This window comes from Rhabdothermincola sediminis (genome assembly GCF_014805525.1).
GTDB lineage: Bacteria > Actinomycetota > Acidimicrobiia > Acidimicrobiales > Acidimicrobilacustridaceae > Rhabdothermincola > Rhabdothermincola sediminis.
Genome location: NZ_JACFSZ010000010.1, coordinates 1 through 18,593, shown reverse-complemented (window position 1 = coordinate 18,593; position 18,593 = coordinate 1). Strand labels below are relative to the sequence as shown.

18 protein-coding genes are annotated in these 18,593 nt (G+C 70.5%); 2 read left to right on the top strand and 16 right to left on the bottom strand.

Features of this window, described 5'->3' with window-relative positions; translation table 11 throughout:
- Positions 1-2: 2 nt before the first annotated feature.
- Positions 3-671: an SMC-Scp complex subunit ScpB gene (gene scpB / locus HZF19_RS09450; protein ID WP_208028525.1), complete on the bottom strand. Its 669-nt coding sequence runs from the start codon at positions 669-671 to the stop codon at positions 3-5.
- The gene (locus tag HZF19_RS09445; protein ID WP_208028524.1) at positions 671-1,450 is read right to left on the bottom strand and encodes a segregation and condensation protein A; all 780 of its coding nucleotides are present in this window, start codon (positions 1,448-1,450) and stop codon (positions 671-673) included. The genes scpB and HZF19_RS09445 overlap by 1 nt, the downstream gene beginning before the upstream one ends.
- A gap of 136 nt (positions 1,451-1,586) precedes the next feature.
- Between HZF19_RS09445 and trpS the strand changes: the two genes are divergently transcribed.
- Positions 1,587-2,579 (top strand): tryptophan--tRNA ligase, encoded by a 993-nt coding sequence (gene trpS, locus HZF19_RS09440; protein ID WP_208028523.1) that lies wholly within the window; start codon positions 1,587-1,589, stop codon positions 2,577-2,579.
- Between the two features lie 205 nt (positions 2,580-2,784).
- Here the strand turns inward: trpS and HZF19_RS09435 are convergent, their stop codons facing one another.
- From HZF19_RS09435 to HZF19_RS09390, 10 genes are all read right to left on the bottom strand, one after another.
- On the bottom strand, positions 2,785-3,309 hold the full coding sequence (locus HZF19_RS09435) for a hypothetical protein (protein WP_208028522.1): 525 nt from the start codon (positions 3,307-3,309) through the stop codon (positions 2,785-2,787).
- A gap of 16 nt (positions 3,310-3,325) precedes the next feature.
- Positions 3,326-3,670, bottom strand: a complete 345-nt coding sequence (locus tag HZF19_RS09430) for a TraR/DksA family transcriptional regulator (protein WP_208028521.1) — start codon at positions 3,668-3,670, stop codon at positions 3,326-3,328.
- A gap of 11 nt (positions 3,671-3,681) precedes the next feature.
- A complete protein-coding gene (gene xerD / locus HZF19_RS09425; RefSeq protein WP_208028520.1) occupies positions 3,682-4,635 on the bottom strand; it encodes a site-specific tyrosine recombinase XerD in 954 nt (317 codons plus the stop codon).
- Complete coding sequence (locus HZF19_RS09420) at positions 4,625-5,182, bottom strand: NUDIX domain-containing protein (RefSeq protein ID WP_208028519.1); 558 nt, start codon at positions 5,180-5,182, stop codon at positions 4,625-4,627. Before HZF19_RS09420 ends, xerD begins: the two co-directional genes overlap by 11 nt.
- 4 nt (positions 5,183-5,186) lie before the next feature.
- The gene (gene pyrG, locus HZF19_RS09415; protein WP_208028518.1) at positions 5,187-6,839 is read right to left on the bottom strand and encodes a CTP synthase; all 1,653 of its coding nucleotides are present in this window, start codon (positions 6,837-6,839) and stop codon (positions 5,187-5,189) included.
- A 138-nt stretch (positions 6,840-6,977) separates the two neighbouring features.
- Positions 6,978-8,546, bottom strand: coding sequence for a DNA repair protein RecN (recN, locus tag HZF19_RS09410; protein WP_208028517.1), 1,569 nt, complete (start codon positions 8,544-8,546; stop codon positions 6,978-6,980).
- Entirely contained in the window at positions 8,546-9,409 is an 864-nt protein-coding gene (locus HZF19_RS09405) for an NAD(+)/NADH kinase (RefSeq protein ID WP_208028516.1), read from the bottom strand. Before HZF19_RS09405 ends, recN begins: the two co-directional genes overlap by 1 nt.
- Entirely contained in the window at positions 9,409-10,227 is an 819-nt protein-coding gene (locus tag HZF19_RS09400) for a TlyA family RNA methyltransferase (protein ID WP_307781188.1), read from the bottom strand. Before HZF19_RS09400 ends, HZF19_RS09405 begins: the two co-directional genes overlap by 1 nt.
- A 52-nt stretch (positions 10,228-10,279) precedes the next feature.
- Complete coding sequence (locus tag HZF19_RS09395; protein WP_208028515.1) at positions 10,280-10,687, bottom strand: phasin family protein; 408 nt, start codon at positions 10,685-10,687, stop codon at positions 10,280-10,282.
- 9 nt (positions 10,688-10,696) lie between these two features.
- Positions 10,697-11,515: an HAD-IIA family hydrolase gene (locus HZF19_RS09390; protein WP_208028514.1), complete on the bottom strand. Its 819-nt coding sequence runs from the start codon at positions 11,513-11,515 to the stop codon at positions 10,697-10,699.
- A 61-nt stretch (positions 11,516-11,576) separates the two neighbouring features.
- On the opposite strand from HZF19_RS09390, the gene HZF19_RS09385 reads away from it, so the two are divergent.
- Entirely contained in the window at positions 11,577-12,800 is a 1,224-nt protein-coding gene (locus tag HZF19_RS09385) for a DUF1015 family protein (RefSeq protein ID WP_208028513.1), read from the top strand.
- 48 nt (positions 12,801-12,848) lie between these two features.
- Here HZF19_RS09385 and HZF19_RS09380 read toward each other — a convergent pair whose 3' ends face one another.
- The 4 genes from HZF19_RS09380 to HZF19_RS09365 form a co-directional block, all read right to left on the bottom strand.
- Positions 12,849-13,868, bottom strand: coding sequence for a 2-oxoacid:ferredoxin oxidoreductase subunit beta (locus tag HZF19_RS09380; RefSeq protein ID WP_208028512.1), 1,020 nt, complete (start codon positions 13,866-13,868; stop codon positions 12,849-12,851).
- The gene (locus HZF19_RS09375) at positions 13,861-15,762 is read right to left on the bottom strand and encodes a 2-oxoacid:acceptor oxidoreductase subunit alpha (RefSeq protein ID WP_208028511.1); all 1,902 of its coding nucleotides are present in this window, start codon (positions 15,760-15,762) and stop codon (positions 13,861-13,863) included. Before HZF19_RS09375 ends, HZF19_RS09380 begins: the two co-directional genes overlap by 8 nt.
- 136 nt (positions 15,763-15,898) lie before the next feature.
- Positions 15,899-16,951: a class I fructose-bisphosphate aldolase gene (locus HZF19_RS09370; protein WP_208028510.1), complete on the bottom strand. Its 1,053-nt coding sequence runs from the start codon at positions 16,949-16,951 to the stop codon at positions 15,899-15,901.
- Between the two features lie 182 nt (positions 16,952-17,133).
- Entirely contained in the window at positions 17,134-17,889 is a 756-nt protein-coding gene (locus HZF19_RS09365) for a tetratricopeptide repeat protein (protein WP_208028509.1), read from the bottom strand.
- Positions 17,890-18,593 lie beyond the last annotated feature (704 nt).

Below are 18,593 nucleotides of genomic sequence, written 5' to 3'. Positions count from 1 at the left end.
GCTCAGGACGGCTCGGAGCCGCCGCCGAGAACCTCCCCAGCGGACCCTGCCAGCTCCTCGTCCGCCCAGGCGGCCGCCGCTTCGTCGCGACGCTCCGACCCACCGGTGGCGGTATCGGCCCGCAGGCCGGCCTCGAGGGCCTCGACCACCTCGGGCCCGGGCACGAAATCGGCGATCGGGGGGAGGTCCTCGATGGTGGCCAGGCCCAGCCGCTCGAGGAACAGGTCGGTGGTGCCGAACAGCACGGGCTGGCCGGGACCAGGGTCACGCCCCACCTCGGCGATGTAGCCACGTTGCTCGAGCGTGCGCACCACGCCGTCCACGTTGACCCCCCGGATGGCTGCGATCTGGGCGCGGGAGATCGGTTGCTTGTAGGCCACGATGGCCAACGTCTCGAGCGCTGCCGCCGACAACCTCGCGGTCTGCCCCTCCAGGACGAACCGCTCGACGTAGGCCGCCAGGTCGGGGTGGGTCTGGAAACGCCAGCCGCCCGCCACGTTGGCGAGCACGAACCCCCGCTCGTGCTGCTCGTACTCCGCAGCGAGGGCCCGCAGCAGCTCGTCGATCTCGGTCGGGCTGGTCTCGGTGACCTGGGCCAGCAGATGGGGGTCGACCGGCTGGTCGGCAACCATGAGGATGGCCTCGACGGCACGCCGGGTGTTGGAGGTCATCAGCCCTCGTAGACGTCGATGGCGGCGAGATCCGCGGCCCGAACCATGGGCGAGGCGATCCACAGGATCTCGATGTCACCGAACGAGCGGGCCTGCTCGATCTCGATCAGACCCTGCTTGTACAACTCGAGCACCGCGAGGAACCGCACCACGACCTCGACCCGGTCCACGAGGCTCGCGGTGAGCTGGCGGAACGTCACCCGCCCGGCCCGGGGCAGCTCGTCGAGCAGCTCCTCGACCGCGTCGCTGACGCTCACCCTGATGGCACCGACGTGGCTCAGGTCGACCACCGGGGTCGGCCGCGGTGCGGTGGCCCGTAGGTACGCGGCGTGCAGGTCGTGGCCGTCGATGCCGGCCAACAGGTCCGGGGTCAGCTCCAGGAAGCGCTCTTCGAGGCCAGCCCGTCGCGGGTACGAGCGGCCCGCATCCGCCGCCAGGGCACCGAGGACCTTGGCCGCGTCCTTGAAGGTCTTGCAGTCGAGCAGGCGGGCGAGCAGCAGGTCGCGCTCCTCCCACAAGGCCAGCTCGTCGTCGAGATCCACCCCGTGCTCATCAGGCAGCAGGCGCTTGGCCTTCAGCTCCACCAGGGTGGCCGCGATGAGGAGGAACTCCGTGGCCACCTCCAGGTCGAGCGCGTCCATCCGCTCGAGCTCCGCCAGGTAGGCATCCACGATGGACGCCAGCTGCACCTCGTAGAGATCGACCTGCTCGCGCAGGATCAGGTGCAGCAGCAGGTCGAAGGGCCCTTCGAACACAGGGGTCTGCACGGCGTAGGACATCGCGCACACACGATAGAGGCGCCGCCGGGTGGCGGCGCGCATCCTCCCCCGCCACCCGACCAGTGGAGCCCGGATGGATCACCGTCGAGCGCAAGCCGTTTCAGGGCTGCCGGAGGCACCCCGTAGCATGACCGGCATGACGCGGGTCTTCTCGGGCATCAAGCCCACCGGTGCCGTGCAGCTCGGGAACCTCCTCGGTGCCCTGCGCTCCTGGGTGCGCGAGCAACACGAAGCCGATTCCTTCTACTGCGTCGTCGACCTCCATGCCCTGACCGTCCCGCAGGATCCCACCGAGCTGCGGGCCCGCACGCTGGAGCTAGCCCAGGTCCTCCTCGCCGTCGGTATCGATCCTGATGTCGCCACCCTGTTCATCCAGAGTCACGTCCCCGAGCACACCGAGCTGGCCTGGATCCTGGAGTGCACCGCAGCCTTCGGTGAGCTGCGTCGCATGACTCAGTTCAAGGACAAGTCCGAAGGGGCCGAGTTCGTGTCCGCCGGCCTGTTCACGTACCCGGCACTCATGGCTGCCGACATCCTGCTCTACGACACCGATCGGGTCCCGGTCGGCGACGACCAGCGCCAGCACCTGGAGCTGGCCCGGGACCTCGCCATCCGCTTCAACCACCGCTACGGGGCCGGCACCGACGTTTTCGTGGTCCCCGAAGCGGCGATCCCAACGGTGGGTGCTCGGGTCATGGACCTGCAGCACCCGACCCGCAAGATGTCCAAGTCCGAGGACTCGCCGCAGGGCACCATCCTGGTGCTCGAGGATCTCACCAGCGTGGAACGCAAGATCAAGCGGGCGGTCACCGACACCGAGACCGAGGTCCGTTTCGACCCGGAGGCCAAGCCCGGGGTGTCGAACCTGCTGTCGATCATGGCCGCCATCACCGGTGAGGAGCCGGAGACCATCGCCACTCGCTACACCCGATACGGACCGCTCAAGGCGGACGCCGCCGAGCTGGTCTGCGAGCTGCTGCGGCCCATCCAGCAACGCTACGCGGAGCTGCTGGCGGACCCGGGTGGCACCGCGGCGATCCTGGCCAAGGGGGCGGAGAAGGCTCGGGCGGTGGCTGCACCAACGCTGGCTCGGGCCCGCGAGGCGCTGGGTCTCGTCCCCCGCTCCTGACGCCTCCCCGCAGGCGAACCCCCACCCTCCCCAACCGGCAGGTCAAACGCGTGCCCCAGCACGCGCTTCACCAGCCAGAGCGCGCACTCTCCCCAACCGGCAGGTCAAACGCGTGCCCCAGCACGCGCTTGACCTGCCAGAACGCCCGACTGGGGAGGTTGGGCTCCGACCAGAGCCCGCCCGAGCGGGAAGAGGATCCAGGCCGTCAGTCGTCGTCAGCGTCCCGCAGGGCCTGGCCCACCGCGGCGGGGACGGTCCACTCGTCCGGCGGTCGGTGGTGTTCCCGGGCCCAGGCGACGGTGAGCGGGTCGCTGCCGGCCAGGGCCAGCAGGTCAGCGCCGAGCCGGTCGTGCTGGAGGTACAGACCCACCCGCCGGGTGAAACCGCGGGTCCGGGTCCAGTCGCCGATCACGTCCGGATCTCGCCGCACAACCGCCCCAGAGAGCGTCGCCACCACCCGGCCGTAGGTGCGGAGGTTGGCGTCGAGCTTGCCGACGTCGTGCAGGAGCGCGGCGGCGAGCACCGAGCGGGTGGCACCGTCTCCCAGCACCGTCTCCACCCGGCGGGCGACTCGGACGGCATGGCGCCGGTCCGCGTTGCACATCCTCCGCCAGAGATCTCGCTCCGCCGGCAAGAGCCAGCGCTCGGCCCACTCGGTGTCCGAACGGCGCGGGCCACCGGGCCGCAGCGACCCGAGGAACCGGCGAGCGAGATGGATCGCGCGCAGCACGGACCCTCCCCGGGTGTCAGCCGGCGTGCTCGATGCAGAACCTCGTGGCCGGCATCACCTCGAGCCGGGCCTCACCGATCGGCTGGTCGCAGACCTCGCAGCGCCCGTAGGTGCCTGCGTCGAGCTTCTCGATGGCCCGCTCCACGTCCGCGAGCTGCTCACGAAGCTGCGCGGCGAGGGTCTGGTATTCCCCTTGCTCCGCCGCCACTTGCGCGCTGTCGGCGAAGTTGTCGTCGAACTGCAGCGAGGAGTCGTCCCGGCCGAGCTCCCGGATCTGGGCGCGCAGCTGCGCCGCCTCGGCATCGAGCGCGGCACGGATCGTCGTCTCGGCTTCACTGCTCAGGTCGGCGTCTGGGCTCATGATCTACCAGGCTAGTCCCTCGCCTCGAGTCTGGCGCGTGGATGCGCCGATTCGTAGACGGCCCGCAACCGTTCGGTCGACACCAACGTGTAGACCTGGGTCGTGCTGAGCGAGGCGTGACCGAGCAGCTCCTGCACGGCGCGGATGTCCGCACCGTGATCGAGCATGTGGGTGGCACAGGAGTGGCGTAGCACATGGGGAGTGAGGCGGGCACCGAGACCCGCGGCCGCCCCATAGCGACGCACGATCCCCCACGCGCCCTGGCGTGACAGCCGCGCGCCGCGCTGGTTCAGGAACACCGCGTCGGCATCCGTACGGCGGGACCAGCGCTGCGGCAGCAGCCGCTCCCGCCCGCCCTCCCCCAGCCACGCCTCGAGAGCGGCACGGGCGAAGCGACCGAGGGGCACGACCCGCTCCTTCGCCCCCTTTCCGTAGACCCGCATGAGCCCGCCCTCGAGGTCGAGATCCCCGAGCGACAGCCCGACCAGTTCGGAGATGCGTACCCCGGTGCCGTAGAGGACCTCGAGGATCGCCCGGTCCCGGCGAGCGGGAGGTTCGTCCCCGGCCACCTGGGCCAGCAACTGCTCCACCTCCGTCTCCGTGAGCGCCTTCGGGAGCCCCCGGGGCACCCGGGGTACCTCCACGACCGCGGCCGGGTCACCCTCCCGGTGGCCTTCCTCGGCCAGGAACCGGTGAAGAGCCCGGACCGCGACCAGTGCCCGAGCCACCGACGAGGGCGCTCGTCCGAGATTGCGCAGGTGGGCGACGTAGCGGTTGATGTCGTGCTCGGCCACGCCGTCGAGAGGCATCGCCTGCTCGGCCAGCCAGCCACAGTAGGCCCGCAGGTCTCGCCGGTAGGCCGCCAGGGTGTTGGGGGATCGACCTCGCTCGGCGAGCAGCCACGTGAGGAACTCCTCCGCCTCGAGCGGGAGTGCGGGCGGTGCGGGTGGAGGGTCAGCGACCAAGGCGGCGGGCGGCGAGGGTCAACCCGATGACGGTCTTGGCGTCGGTGATCACGCCCGCGTCGATCATGGCCAGGGCTTCGTCGAGGGGGACGAGCTCGATGGTCATGTGTCGCTCCTCGACGCCTTGCCGGTCGACCGCCACTGACTCGAGCCCCCGAGCCAGGAACACGTGGGAATGCTCGTCGGAGAAGCCGACCGAGTTGTGGAACTCCACCAGCTTCTCGAGCGAGCCGGCGCGCAACCCGGTCTCCTCCTCCAACTCCCGCCTCGCCGTCACCTCCGGCGGTTCACCCTCGACGTCGCGCTTGCCGGCCGGGATCTCGAGCAGCTCCCGCCCGAGGGGCGCCCGGAACTGCCGCAGGAGCACCACCCGTGCGTCGTCGTGCAGGGCCACCACGGACACCGCTCCGGGATGGTGGACGATCTCCCGCTCGAAGCGAAGGCCGTCGGGAGCCTCGAAGGTGCCGATGGCCAGGGAGATCACCGAGCCCTCGTACAGGGTCCGCTCCCCCAGAGGGCGGAAGCCGGTGCCGCGGGGCCCGGTCACGGGATCAGATGGTGCCCGCGACCCGCTCTTCGTCAAGGTAGAGCAGATGCGGGTTCCGGCCTTCGGCGCGTGCCAGGGCGGCACCGACGAACTCGCGGAACAGCGGGGCAGGATTGTCGGGCCGGCTCTTGAACTCCGGATGGGCTTGCGTGCCGATCCAGAAGGGATGGTCGCTGAGCTCGATGAACTCGACCAGCCGACCGTCGGGCGAGGTACCCGAGCAGACGAAGCCCGATCCCTCGAACTTCGCCCGGTACTTCGGATTGAACTCGTACCGGTGGCGATGGCGTTCGGAGATCACCTCCTTGCCGTAGGCCTGCGCGACCCGCGAGCCGGGCAGCAGCATCGCGGGATAGGCGCCGAGGCGCATGGTGCCGCCCAGATCGGTCACGTCCCGCTGGCTCTCCATGAGGTCGATGACCGGGTGCGGGGTCTGCGGGTTGATCTCGCTCGAGTTGGCATCGACCAACCCGAGCACGTTGCGAGCGAAGTCGATCGTCATGGCCTGCATCCCGAGGCACAGCCCGAGGCACGGCAGGTCGTGCTCGCGAGCATAGGTGGCCGCCGCGATCTTGCCTTCGACCCCTCGCTCGCCGAATCCACCGGGGATGACGATCCCGTCGAGGTCCCGCAACCGTCCATCGGCCAGCAGCCCCTCGACCTGTTCGGCTTGGATCCAGTCGATCTCGATGGCCGCTCCGTGGTGGAACCCGCCGTGCTTGAGCGCCTCGACGACGGACAGGTAGGCGTCGGGCAAGCTCACGTACTTGCCGATGATGCCGACCCGAACCGGCCGGGTGGCGGTCTCGATCCGGTCGATCAGGATCTCCCACGACGACAGGTCGACGTCGCGGTCGCCGAACCCGAGCAGCTTGCAGACCACCTCGTCGAGACCTTCCTCGTGCAGCACGAGGGGGATCTCGTAGAGGCTGCGAGCGTCGGCCGCGTTGACCACCGCTCCCACCTCCACGTCGCAGAGGTTGGAGATCTTGCGCTTGAGCTCCGCCGAGATCGGGCTCTCGCTCCGGCAGACGATGGCGTCGGGCTGGATGCCCCGGCTACGCAGCTCGGTGACCGAGTGCTGAGTGGGCTTGGTCTTCTGCTCGCCTGACGGCCCGATGAACGGCACCAGGGTCACGTGCACGTAGCACACGTTCTCGCGGCCCACGTCGAGGCGGAACTGCCGGATGGCCTCCAGGAACGGCAGGATCTCGATGTCGCCCACCGTGCCGCCGATCTCGGTGATCACGACGTCGACCTCGTCGCCCGCCAGCCGGGTGATCCGGCGCTTGATCTCGTCGGTGATGTGGGGGATCACCTGGACGGTCTTGCCGAGGTAGTCCCCACGACGCTCCGCCGCGATCACCGCGGAGTAGATCGAGCCGGTCGTGGCGTTCGAGTCCCGCGACAAGCTCACGTCGACGAAACGTTCGTAGTGACCGAGGTCGAGGTCGGTCTCGCCACCGTCGTCGGTCACGAACACCTCCCCGTGCTCGAACGGGTTCATCGTGCCCGGGTCGACGTTGAGGTACGGGTCGAGCTTCTGCATGGTGACCCGCAGCCCCCGCGAGCGCAGGAGGCGACCGAGGGAGGACGCGGTGAGCCCCTTGCCGAGCGAGCTGGCCACCCCGCCGGTCACGAAGATGTGCTTCGTCACTGCCCCGTCCTCCTCGGCCGCGTCATCCAGGACGGGACCTCACCCTAACGCGCTCGGTCGAGGACCCGGCGCATCCCGGTGCACCACACCCCGGTGCCAGCTGGATCCCTGCCCGGCGCTGGCGACCGCCCGGCGTGCTTACGCCGTGCCGAGCAGCTCCCGGGCATGCTGGCGGGCCGACTCGGAGTCGGGCGAGCCCGACAGCATCCGGGCCAGCTCGACGGCCCGATCCTCGCCGCTGACCTCACGCAAGGTGGTCGAGGTCTGCTCGCCCTGCACCCGCTTCGTGACCACGACGTGCCGAGCGGCCACGGCGGCCACCTGCGCAAGGTGGGTCACCACCAGTACCTGGTGGCGGTCACCGAGCGTGGCCAGTGCCCGTCCCACCGCCGTGGCCGCCTCCCCGCCGATGCCGGCGTCGACCTCGTCGAACACCAGCGTGTCCGGGGCCTCGATGAGCACCAGTCGCAGCGCGAGCATGGTGCGGGCCAGCTCACCGCCCGACGCGACCTTCGACAACGGAAGTGGCGGTGAGCCCGGGTTGGCCGACAGCAGGATGGTGACCTCGTCGCCGGGATCGTCACCCACCTGGACCTCCAGGCGGGCCTTCGCCAGGGCAAGCTCACGCAGGTTGGCCTGCACCGCCTCGGCCAGAGCCGGCGCCGCCCGCCGGCGGGCCCGGCCGACGGCCCGCTCGGCCCGGGTCACCGCCGCCCACGCCGCTCGCCGCTCGGCCTCTAGCCTCGCGGCAGTGGCCTCCCGAGCCATGAGTGCGTTCAGCCGAGAGCCGGCCTCCTCCCGGAACGCCAGCACCTCCGCCAGGGTGTCGCCGTACTTGCGCCGCAGGTCGTGCAGCAGCTTCCGGCGAGATCGCACCTGTTCGAGGCGGGCGGGGTCCTCCTCGATCAGCTCGAGCGTCGCCCGCAAATCGCTGGCCACGTCGGCCAGTTCAGCGGCCAGGCCTCGCAGCCGCTGTTCAACCGGCGCGAACGGCGCCCGCCCGTCCAGGGCCCTGATTGCCGCACCCAGCCCGTCCACGGCTCCGCCGTCCCCGGACAGCGAGGTCAGGGCCGCCTCCGCCGCTTGCCGATGCTCGAGCGCGCCGGCGAGGACATCCTCTTCCGCTTCGAGCTGCTCGTCCTCGGTCGGATCGACGATCGCGGCCGTGTCGATCTCGGCCACCTGGAAGCGCAGGAGGTCGACCAGGCGCGCCCGCTCACGCTCGTCACCCCCGAGGGCGGCGAGCTGTTCGTCGATGTGCGCCAACCGTTGCCGGGCCTCCGCGAGGGCGGAGAGGTCGACCTGGCCGAACCGGTCGAGCGCGCCCCGTTGTACCCTGGCCGCCAGCAGCGACTGGTGGGCGTGCTGGCCATGGAGATCGACGAGCGCCCGACCCAGCTCGCTGAGCTCCGACACGGTAGCCAAGCGCCCGTTCACGTACGCGCGCGAGCGCCCCTCGCGGGGGATCACCCGGCGGAGCACGATCTCCTCGTCGCCACTGAGGAAGCGCCCCTCGACAACGGCTTCCGCAGCGCCCGGCCGCACCACGGTTGGATCCGCCCGCCCACCCACCAGCAACTCGAGGGCGTCCACGAGCATCGTCTTGCCGGCCCCGGTCTCACCGGTGAGCACCGTCATGCCCGAGCCGAGCACCAGCGAGACGTGCTCGATCACCCCGAGATCGGACACCGCGAGCTCCTCGAGCATCAGCGGTCCCCGAGCTTGAACTTCGCCTTCAGGATCCCGTGGAAGTCACGGGGGCCGAACACCACCAGCCTCGCCACGTGCTCCGACGCGGTGCAGGTCACCGAGTCGCCCACCGCGAGCTCACCGAGGACCCGGCCGTCGACCGACAGCGTGGCCGGTCGGGCCCCCGCCACGGTGATCCGTATGCGCGCGTCCGGCTCGAGCACCAGCGTGCGATCGAAGAGCATGTGCGGCGAGACCGGGGTGAGCAGCACGGCCCGGTGGGTGGGCTCCACGATCGGGCCCCGCACCGACAAGGCGTACGCGGTCGAACCGGTCGGTGTGGCCACGATGAGCCCGTCGGTGGTGTACGGGGTGAAGAAGCGGCCGTCGATCTCCACGTCGAGACGCACGGTGTGCCCGCCAGGGGTCTTCTCCAGCACCGCGTCGTTCAAGGCGATGGCTTCGGTGGCGGTGACCGAGCCGGAGCTGACGACGTCGAGCTGCACCGCGAGCAGCATGCGTTGCTCGATGGCGTAGTCCCCGCTGAGAAACCGGGCCAGCGCGTGGCGCAGCCCGGCAGGCTCGACTTCGGTGAGGTACCCGAGCTGGCCAAGGTTCACCCCGATCACCGGGACCTCGCTGGCTGCCACCATGGCCACAGCCCGCAGCATCGTGCCGTCCCCACCGAGACTCACGACGGCGTCGAGCCCCGACAGGATCTGCTCCGGGCCGTGCCCGGTCGGGTCGAGCCCCGCCACCGCCGCGTCCTCGTCGGTGAGGCGGACCTCGTGACCCTCCTGCTCGAGCCACGCCGCGGTGTCCCGTGCGAGCTCCGCCGCGTCCGGCCGGTCGTGATGGACGACGAAGGCGATGGTGGCCATCAGCCGCTCCGGAGCCGGGCCGCGTCGGCGATCACCCGATCCAGATCGATGCCCTCCGGGTGGCCGGGCACCTCTCCCGAGAGGTCCGTACCGGGGCGGCTGGCCGCGCTGCGGAGCCATACGAAGAACTCGACGTTGCCCTCGGCTCCAGGCAGCGGCGACACCATGGCGCCCATGATGATCGCTCCCCGCTCGGCGAACGCGGCAATCACGTCCTCGAGCACCCTGCGCCACACCGACGGATCACGGATCACACCCCGACCGCGGTCCGCCTCGACCCGCCCCGCCTCGAACTGTGGCTTGACGAGTAGCACCAGCTCACCTCCCGGTGCCGTGCAGGCCACCAGCGTGCCGGCGACCGTGCGCAGCGAGATGAACGACAGATCCGCGACCACGGCGTCGAACGGAGCCCCCAGCGCTGCGGGGTCCCCATAGCGCACGTTGGTGCGCTCGATCACCTCCACCCGAGGATCGTGACGGAGCCGTTCGTGCAACTGCCCGTAGCCGACGTCGAGCGCCACCACCCGGGCCGCGCCGTGCTGGAGCAGGCAGTCGGTGAATCCGCCGGTGGACGCGCCCGCATCCAGGACCCGCCAGCCGGTAACATCGAGCGCGAAGCCCGCTAGTGCCGCCTCGAGCTTCTCACCCCCCCGGCTGACGTAGCGGGGCCCGTCCCCGAGCACCCGGATCGCTTCGCCCGCGTCGACCAGACGGGACGGCTTGTCCGCCGGGGCCCCGCCGACCAGCACTCGCCCGGAGGAGATCACCGCTCTCGCCTGCTCGCGGCTGGCCACCAGGCTCCTGCGGACGAGCTCCACGTCGAGGCGGCGGCGCGTGCTCGTGGGAGTGCTCCGTCGTTCCCGGGCGGGTCTACTGGCGAGGCTCCGCGGGCCTCTCGACCGCGACCTTCTTGCTGGCAGCCTTCTTGCTGGCCACCTTCTTGGTGGCAGCCTTCTTCGTGGCCGACTTCTTCACCACACGTGGCGGCACCGGCGCCGCACCCCCCGCCTGCAATGCCTCGATCTTGCGCTCCAGCCGGCGGATGTCGGCTTGCGTGGCCAGGCCGAGCGCGGCGAGCTGTGCCGTGATCTGCCGGTCGACGGCCTCGGCCACCCGCTCGCTGTTCTCCCGGCTGCGCTGCACGAGGTCCTGCAGGGCCTGCTGGAGCTGAGCGGACTGCTCTTCGGTCGCCTTCGCCACCTCGCGTACCGCCGCCTCGAGGCGATCCTGGGCGCGCTGCGTGACCTTCAGCGCGCTCTTCACCGGATTCTTCGCCATGGGGGCAGGCTAGGACCGGGCGCCGCCACGCGGCAACGGATCCGTGCCGGGCAAGCCCGCCGTTCCCCGGTCAGCGTCGCCGAGGACGAGGTTCGCCAGGTCCCGGGCGATCACGTCCGGGGACGGCTGCACCGGGAGCTGTTCCTCGGTCGTCACCCCGCTGAGGACCAGCGCGAACCGGAATCCCAGCGCCCGCGCGAACCGGCCGTCGGTCTCGGGGCGGTCTCCCACGACGGTGCCCTCCCCACCCACGTGTCGACGTACGAGCTCGCAGATGGGCGGGTGGGGCTTGCCGGCGACCGTCGCCGTCACCCCGGTGGCCCGCTCGATCGAGGCCAGGATGGCGCCGCCGCCGGGGATCGGCCCCTGGGGCGTCGGGTAGGTGGCATCGTCGTTCGAGGCGATCAGGCGGGCACCTCGACGAACGGCGGTGGCGGCCGCGGTCATGCGCGCGTAGTCGAACGCGGGGTCGTAGCCCACCACCACGGCGTCCACCATTGCGCCGGGGGGCGGCTCCGCCGCTGGCAGGGCCAGCGCGCCTCGAGACTCGACGGCCTCGATCAGGCCCGGACCGCCGCACACCAGCACCCGCTCCCCCGGCTGAACCAGGGACCCCGCGGCCGACGCGGAGGTGACGACATCGCCCTCCGCCTCGATGCCCATGCCAGCGAGCTTGATCACCACATCGGCGACCCGGCCATAGGACATGTTGGTGACGAAGACGACCCGCTGCCCTGCCTCCCGCAGCGCCCGCACGGCCGCCGCCGCCCCGTCGATCGGCTGATCCCCGAGCCAGACGACACCGTCGAGGTCGAGCACCCATCCCATCCGGGCGATCGTGGCACACCCACCGACCGCCGGGTCACTCGCTGCCTGGTAGACAGGGGCGGTGCCTCGATTCGAGCCCTTCCGCGGGATCCACTACGACTTCGACCGCATCGATCCGGCCGACGTCACCGCGCCGCCCTATGACGTCATCGATCCCGACCTGCGGGCCACGCTCGCCGCCCGCCATCCCGCCAACGTGGTCCACGTCGACCTGCCCGCCCACCCCGATGGCGAGGGGGACGCCTACCGGCACGCGGCCGCGACCTTCCGGCGCTGGCTCGATGACGGCACCCTCCTGCAGGACCCGGAACCCGGCTTCTACGTCTACCGGGTCGACTACCTCGACGATCACGGTCGGGCGCGCCACACCACCGGCGTCTACGGAGCGCTGGAACTGAGCCCACCGGGCGAGACCCCTCCTGGCGGTGGACAGCCGATCCTCCCGCACGAGCTCACCACGCCGAAGGCCAAGAGCGACCGCTTGGCCCTCCAGCGAGCCACCCGGGCGAACCTCTCCGCCGTCTGGGGCCTCTCCCCGACCGCCGGCCTCACCGACCTGCTCGACACCACCAGCGACCCGCTGGCCCGCTGGACCGACGCCGACGGAGTCACTCACTCGCTGTGGCGCACGACCGACGAGCAGCGGCTACAGGCCATCGGAGCGGCCGTCTCGGGGGCGCCGGTGGTCATCGCCGACGGGCACCACCGCTACGAGACCGCCCTGCGCTACCTGGCCGAACAGGGGGAGGGAGCTGCGCACGGTGAGCTCACCTCCAGCCCGGCAGCAGTCATGACCTGGGTCGTGGAGCTCGCTGATGACGAGCTCTGCGTCCAGCCGATCCATCGCCTGCTGTGCGGGCTGCCAGCTGGCTTCGACGTCGCCGGCGCTCTCTCGTGGGCGTTCGAGATCGGCGAGCCCGTCGAGGTGGGGCCCGGGGTCGTCGAGCGTATGCAGCAGGAGGGATTCCTGGTGCTGGTCGAGCCGGGCGGGGCCGTCGCTCTCCGACCGAGGACCGAGGTGTTGGCCTCGACCCGCGACCTGGACAGTTGCCGTCTCGAGGCGTCGCTCCGGCCGCTCCCACCGCATGACGTCGTCTACCAGCACGGCATCCGCCAGGTCGTCGACCGGGTGCGCAAGGGAGAGGCGAGCGCGGGTGTCCTGCTGCGGCCGGCGACCGTCAGGCAGATCGTCGAGATCGCGCACGGGGGCGAGCGCATGCCCCCGAAGACGACCTTCTTCCACCCGAAACCCGCTACCGGCGTGGTCTTCCGCTCACTGGGCTGAGGACGCCCGCCCGCAGCACAGCCCGGCGAAGCGAGCTGGTCTGCTCGTCTACTCGACGGTCCAGGTGGCGCCGCTGTGCAGGAGCGCCCGGAGATCGCCCGGCCCCTTCTGGCTCTGCGCGGCGAGCAGCTGCCGGTCGGTCTCTTCGACGTACTCGGGATGTTCGACGGCGCGGAACACGCCGATCGGCGTGGGCTCGTGCGGGCCGTGCGAGAGCCGCGACAGCATGAACCCGAGACCCCGGTCGTTCTTCTCGTCGTGCACGAGGATGCGATCCTCGCCCACCTCGGCCACCTCGACGAGGTGCAACCTGCCATCGGTGCCGAGCATCACACCCTTCTCGCGTTCCTTGCCGAAGCGGATGGGCTGGCCGTGCTCGAGCGGGATGAGCATGTCGTCGCGGTTCGACTTGGCGGTGATGCTCTCGAAGGCTCCGTCGTTGAAGACGTTGCAGTTCTGGTAGATCTCGATGAACGCCGCGCCCTTGTGCTCGTGGGCTCGACGGAACGTCTCCATCATGTGCTGACGATCCATGTCGTGGGTGCGGGCCACGAAGGTGGCCTCGGCCCCGAGAGCCACGCTGATCGGGTTGAACGGCGTGTCGAGCGAACCGAAGGGGGTGGACTTGGTGACCTTGCCGACTTCACTGGTCGGGGAGTACTGGCCCTTCGTGAGCCCGTAGATCTGGTTGTTGAACATCAGGATCTTGATGTTCACGTTCCGGCGCAGCGCGTGAATCAGGTGGTTGCCACCGATCGACAGCATGTCGCCGTCACCGCCCACCACCCACACGTCGAGATCCGGGCGGGCCATGGCCAGACCGGTGGCGATGGCGGGGGCCCGGCCGTGGATGCCGTGGAGCCCGTAGGTGTTCATGTAGTAGGGGAACCGGGCGGCGCAGCCGATGCCCGAGACGAACACCGTGTTCTCGCGCCGAACTCCCAGCTCGGGCATGAGCAGCTGCACCGCGGCGAGGATCGAGTAGTCACCGCACCCGGGGCACCAGCGGACCTCCTGATCGCTGGCCCAATCCTTGCGGGTCGTCGTGGGGACCGAGGTGTCAGTCATCGAGTGTCTCCAGGATGGCGGTCTCGAGCTCGCCGGCTGTGAAGGGCACGCCCTTCACCTTGCTGACCGAACGGACATCGACGAGGTACTCGGCGCGGAGCAGCTTCGAGAGCTGCCCGAGGTTCATCTCGGGGCAGAGCACCTTGGGATACCGACGGAGCACGTCACCGAGGTCGCTCGGGAAGGGGTTCAGGTGCACGAGATGCGCCTGGGCGATCCGCCGACCACGAGCTCGCACCCGGTCGACCGCGCCGCTGATGGCTCCCCAGGTCGAGCCCCACCCGACGACCAGCAAGTCCGCGTCGGCGACGTCGCCGGTCACCTCGACCGGTGGGATGTCCTTCGCGATCCCCGCCACCTTGGCCGCCCGTAGCCGGACCATGCGCTCGTGGTTGTCCGGGTCGTAGGAGATGTTGCCGCTGCCGTCGGCCTTCTCGATGCCCCCGATGCGGTGCATCAGGCCCGGCGTACCGGGCACCGCCCACGGGCGGGCGAGCGTCTCGGGGTCACGCAGGTAGGGCCAGAACACCTCCTTGCCGTCGTCGTCGACGTGGTTCGGAGTGGTCGCGAACTCGACGCTGATGTCGGGCAGCGTCGACACGTCGGGCAGCAACCACGGCTCGGCGCCGTTCGCCAGGTACCCGTCCGAGAGGACCATCACCGGCGTGCGGTACTTGAGCGCGATTCGTGCCGCCTCGATGGCCGCGAAGAAGCAGTGCGAGGGGCTGTAGGCGGCCACGATCGGCAACGGTGACTCGCCGTGGTGCCCGTACATGGCCAGCAGCAGGTCGGCCTGCTCGGTCTTGGTCGGCAGTCCGGTGGAGGGACCGCCCCGCTGGATGTCGATGATCAGCAACGGAAGCTCGAGGCTGATCGCCAGACCGATGGTCTCGGCCTTGAGTGCCACACCCGGGCCGCTGGTGGTCGTGCATCCGAGATGACCCCCGTAGGCGGCGCCGAGCGCGGCACCGATTCCCGCGATCTCGTCCTCCGCCTGGAGGGTCCGCACGCCGAAGTTCTTGTGCTTGGACAGCTCGTGGAGGATGTCGGAGGCGGGGGTGATCGGGTAGGACCCGAGGAACAGCGGCAGCTTGGCGAGCTGGCTCGCCGCGACGAGCCCCCAGGCCATCGCGGTGTTGCCGTTGATGTTCGTGTAGATGCCCGGCTTCTGCGGGGCGGGGCGCACTTCGTAGGGGTGGTCGAAGAGCTCTGCGGTCTCGCCGAACGCGTGGCCAGCCTTGAACGCCGCCACGTTCGCGTCACGCACCAGCTCGTTCTTGCCGAACTTGGCCTCGATCCAATCCAGCGTGGGTCGCTCGGGGCGGGTGTACATCCACGAGAGCAGGCCCAGGGCGAAGAAGTTCTTGGAGCGGTCCGCGTCCCGGGGCTTGACCCCGAGCGGTTCGCACGCCTGCTTCGTGAGGCTGGTCATCGGCACCTCGTAGACCGTGTAGCCCTTGAGGCTGCCGTCGACGAGCGGGTTGCTGTCGTAACCGGCCTTGGCCAGGTTGCGCTCGTCGAAGGTGTCGACGTTGACGATGATGGTGCCGCCGGGCTCGAGCTTGGGCAGCTCGTTGCGCAGCGCAGCCGGGTTCATCGCCACCAGCACGTTCGGCGCGTCGCCGGGCGTGGTGATGTCGTGGTCGGAGATGTGCACCTGGAAGGCGGACACGCCGGCGAGCGTGCCGGCGGGTGCCCGGATCTCGGCAGGGAATTCGGGCAGGGTCGCCAGATCGTTCCCGAGCAGGGCGCTCGCGCTGGTGAAGCGGTCGCCCGTGAGCTGCATCCCGTCGCCCGAGTCGCCGGCGAAGCGGATGATGACCCGGTCGAGCTCCTCGGGCGCGGTGCGCTCGGCAGTATCGGACACGAGAACCCCTTTGTTCCGTGGAGACATGTTGTGAAGGAGTGGGTGCGGGCGCCGAAGCAGGGGCCCACTGTCACTGTACCGCCGCCTGCCGGCGACCTCGCGCACGCCCCGCAGGCCGGCGCCGGCGCGCCGGGCCCGGGGGCGGACACGGGTGGCGGCCCGGTCAAGCGACGGTCACGGAGTCGTCGAGGTAGACGTCCTGGATGGCGTTCAGCAGCTCGACGCCTTCGGCCATCGGACGTTGGAACGCCTTGCGGCCGCTGATGAGGCCCGTACCGCCGGCGCGCTTGTTGATGACCGCCGTGCGGACCGCGTCGGCCAGATCGCTCGCACCCTTCGACTCGCCGCCGCTGTTGATGAGGCCGATCCGCCCCATGTAGTTGTTCACGACCTGCCAGCGAGTCCAGTCGATGGGGTTCTCCGCCACCAGCTCCCCGTAGACGAGCTTGCTCGTCTTGCCGAAGTTCACCGCGTTGTACCCGCCGTTCTTCGTCGGCTGCTTCTGCTTGATGATGTCGGCCTCGATGGTGACGCCCATGTGGTTGGCCTGTCCCGTGAGATCTGCGCTGTCCTCGTAGTTCACGCCGTCGACCTTGAAGTCCGGGTTGCGCAGGTAGCACCACAGCACAGTGAACATGCCGAGCTCGTGCGCCTGCTGGAACGCCTCGCTCACCTCGACGATCTGGCGATGGGACTCGGCCGAGCCGAAGTAGATCGTGGCCCCCACACCGGCGGCTCCGAGGTTCCATGCCTCCTCGACCGAGCCGTACATGATCTGGTCGTAGGTGGTCGGGTAGGAGAGCATCTCGTTGTGGTTGAGCTTCACGATGAACGGGATGCGATGGGCGTAGATACGTGAGCACAGGCCCAGCACACCGAAGGTGGTGGCCACCGCGTTGCAGCCTCCCTCGATGGCCAACTCGACGATGTTCTTCGGATCGAAGTACCTGGGGTTCGGCGCGAACGAGGCCGCGCCGGAGTGCTCGATCCCCTGATCGACCGGCAGGATCGACAGATAGCCCGTGCCACCAAGGCGGCCCGCGGCGAACATCGCCTGCAGGTTGCGCAGGACCTGCGGGGACCGGTCGGAGTCCCGGTACACCCGGTCGACGATGTCCGAGCCCGGCAGGACCAGGTCCTCCTTGGGGATGCCCTTGCACTCGTAGGTGAGCAGCTGCTCGGCTTCGTCGCCGAGGAGCGCTTGGATGTCGGTCATGCCACTCCCTCTCGAAGTCGACTGACGAGGTGAACGGGTTCGCGAAGCAGGCTCGAAGGCCTCGAGGCAACAGTAGCGAGCCGTCCCGGGCCGACCGAACCCGGCGGCGGCGCTCGGCGGCGGCGCTCGGTGGTGCCGCCCGGCGTCCGCTGAGCGGCGCCCCGCCGTCTGGAGCCTGGTGCTCAGCGAAGAGCCCGGACCCGGTCCTCGACGTCGGCGAAGTCCGGGGCGTCGCGCTGGATGCGACCGAACAGCTCCCGGCTCCGGGCGAGATCGCCAGCGCGCTCGTAGAGGTCCGCGAGGGCGTACACCCGCCGCAGATGGTGGATCTTGGGCGAGCGGGGATAGCGGAAGCCCTCCTCCAGCATGCCGATCGCGGTCCGCAGGTCACCGCGATCCGCCAGCGCGCCGGCGGTGACGATCCGTCCTTCGGTGAGCAGCTCTGGTGAGGGGGCGGCCCGGCGCAATTCCTCCCACAGCTCGTCCACCGTCACCCAGTGGCCCAGGGCACGGTGGCAGTCGGCGAGCACCGGATGCTGCTCCGTGGACGCGGTCAGGGTCTCGAACGCTTCCAGCTCGCGGATGGCGGAGCGCCAGCGCCCCAGCCGGTACAGCGTGAGCCCGTAGAGCTCACGGATAGCCGCCACGCCGGGGGCCTGGTCGGCGAGAGGCTTGAGGATCCGTGCCGCGTCCGCGAACCGTTCGGCTTGGAACGCCTGCACCGCCTCCGACAAGCGCTGCTCGATCCGCTCCCGCCGGGCCGGCTCGACCGCCCGGGTGAGCTGTTCGACGATGTCCCGGTCGAGCCCCCAGTGCTCTCCAGCGCTCCCGCCTTGGTCCGCCGTCGAGGCCCCCGCCCGGCCGGCCCGGCCGGCTCGCCGGGCCCCTGCTCGACCCATCGCGGCCTGCGCCTCGTCCCGCAACTCATCGGCCGGCACCCACTGGGCGGGCGGTGCCGGCGGGCCCTTCGGCGTGGGCGGCTCGGTGCGAGCGCCTGAGCGTCGCCCGCTCCCGCCACGACCGCCGCTCCCCGATCCAGCCCTGAGCCGGCCGGCACCGCGGCGCGCTACCCCACCCCACGAACGCGGAATGTCCTCCGTGGGATGCTCACCGCGGCCGGCGGCCCCCGAGCGACGCCCGGCGCGGTCACCGGTACCGCCTCCCGCCTGGGGTCGTCGCCGGTCTCTCCGGCTGGCGCCGCCGGCTCCAGAGCCCCCGGCCGGGGTGCGGGCACTGGCCCGGCTGCTGGTGCGACCCCGCTGACCCTTCGCCGCCGCCGGCGACGCATCGCCCCCCTTCCGGGGCATCCCCTTTCCGCCCTCCCGGCCGCCTCCGCCCTCCCGGCCGCCGACTGGAGCTCGGCCGGGCGAGGAGCGACGGCCTCCGCTCTGAGCGGCGCGCCCTGATTCGCCAGCCTGCGGGGATCCCGCGGAAGAACCTGATCGACGCCCTCCTCCGGCGCCTCCGGATCGCGAGACCCGCGGAGAACCTCGACGGGGGGACATGATCGTCAGCCTAGGACTGTGCTGAGCAAGGCGCCTTCGTGGGGTGGAGGGCGGCCGTCGGTCGTGGGAGGGGCGTCGTGTCGTCGGAGGGCGAGCGGGTCGCGGTGCGGGCAGATCGAAGGGCCGGGTTGAGGTGT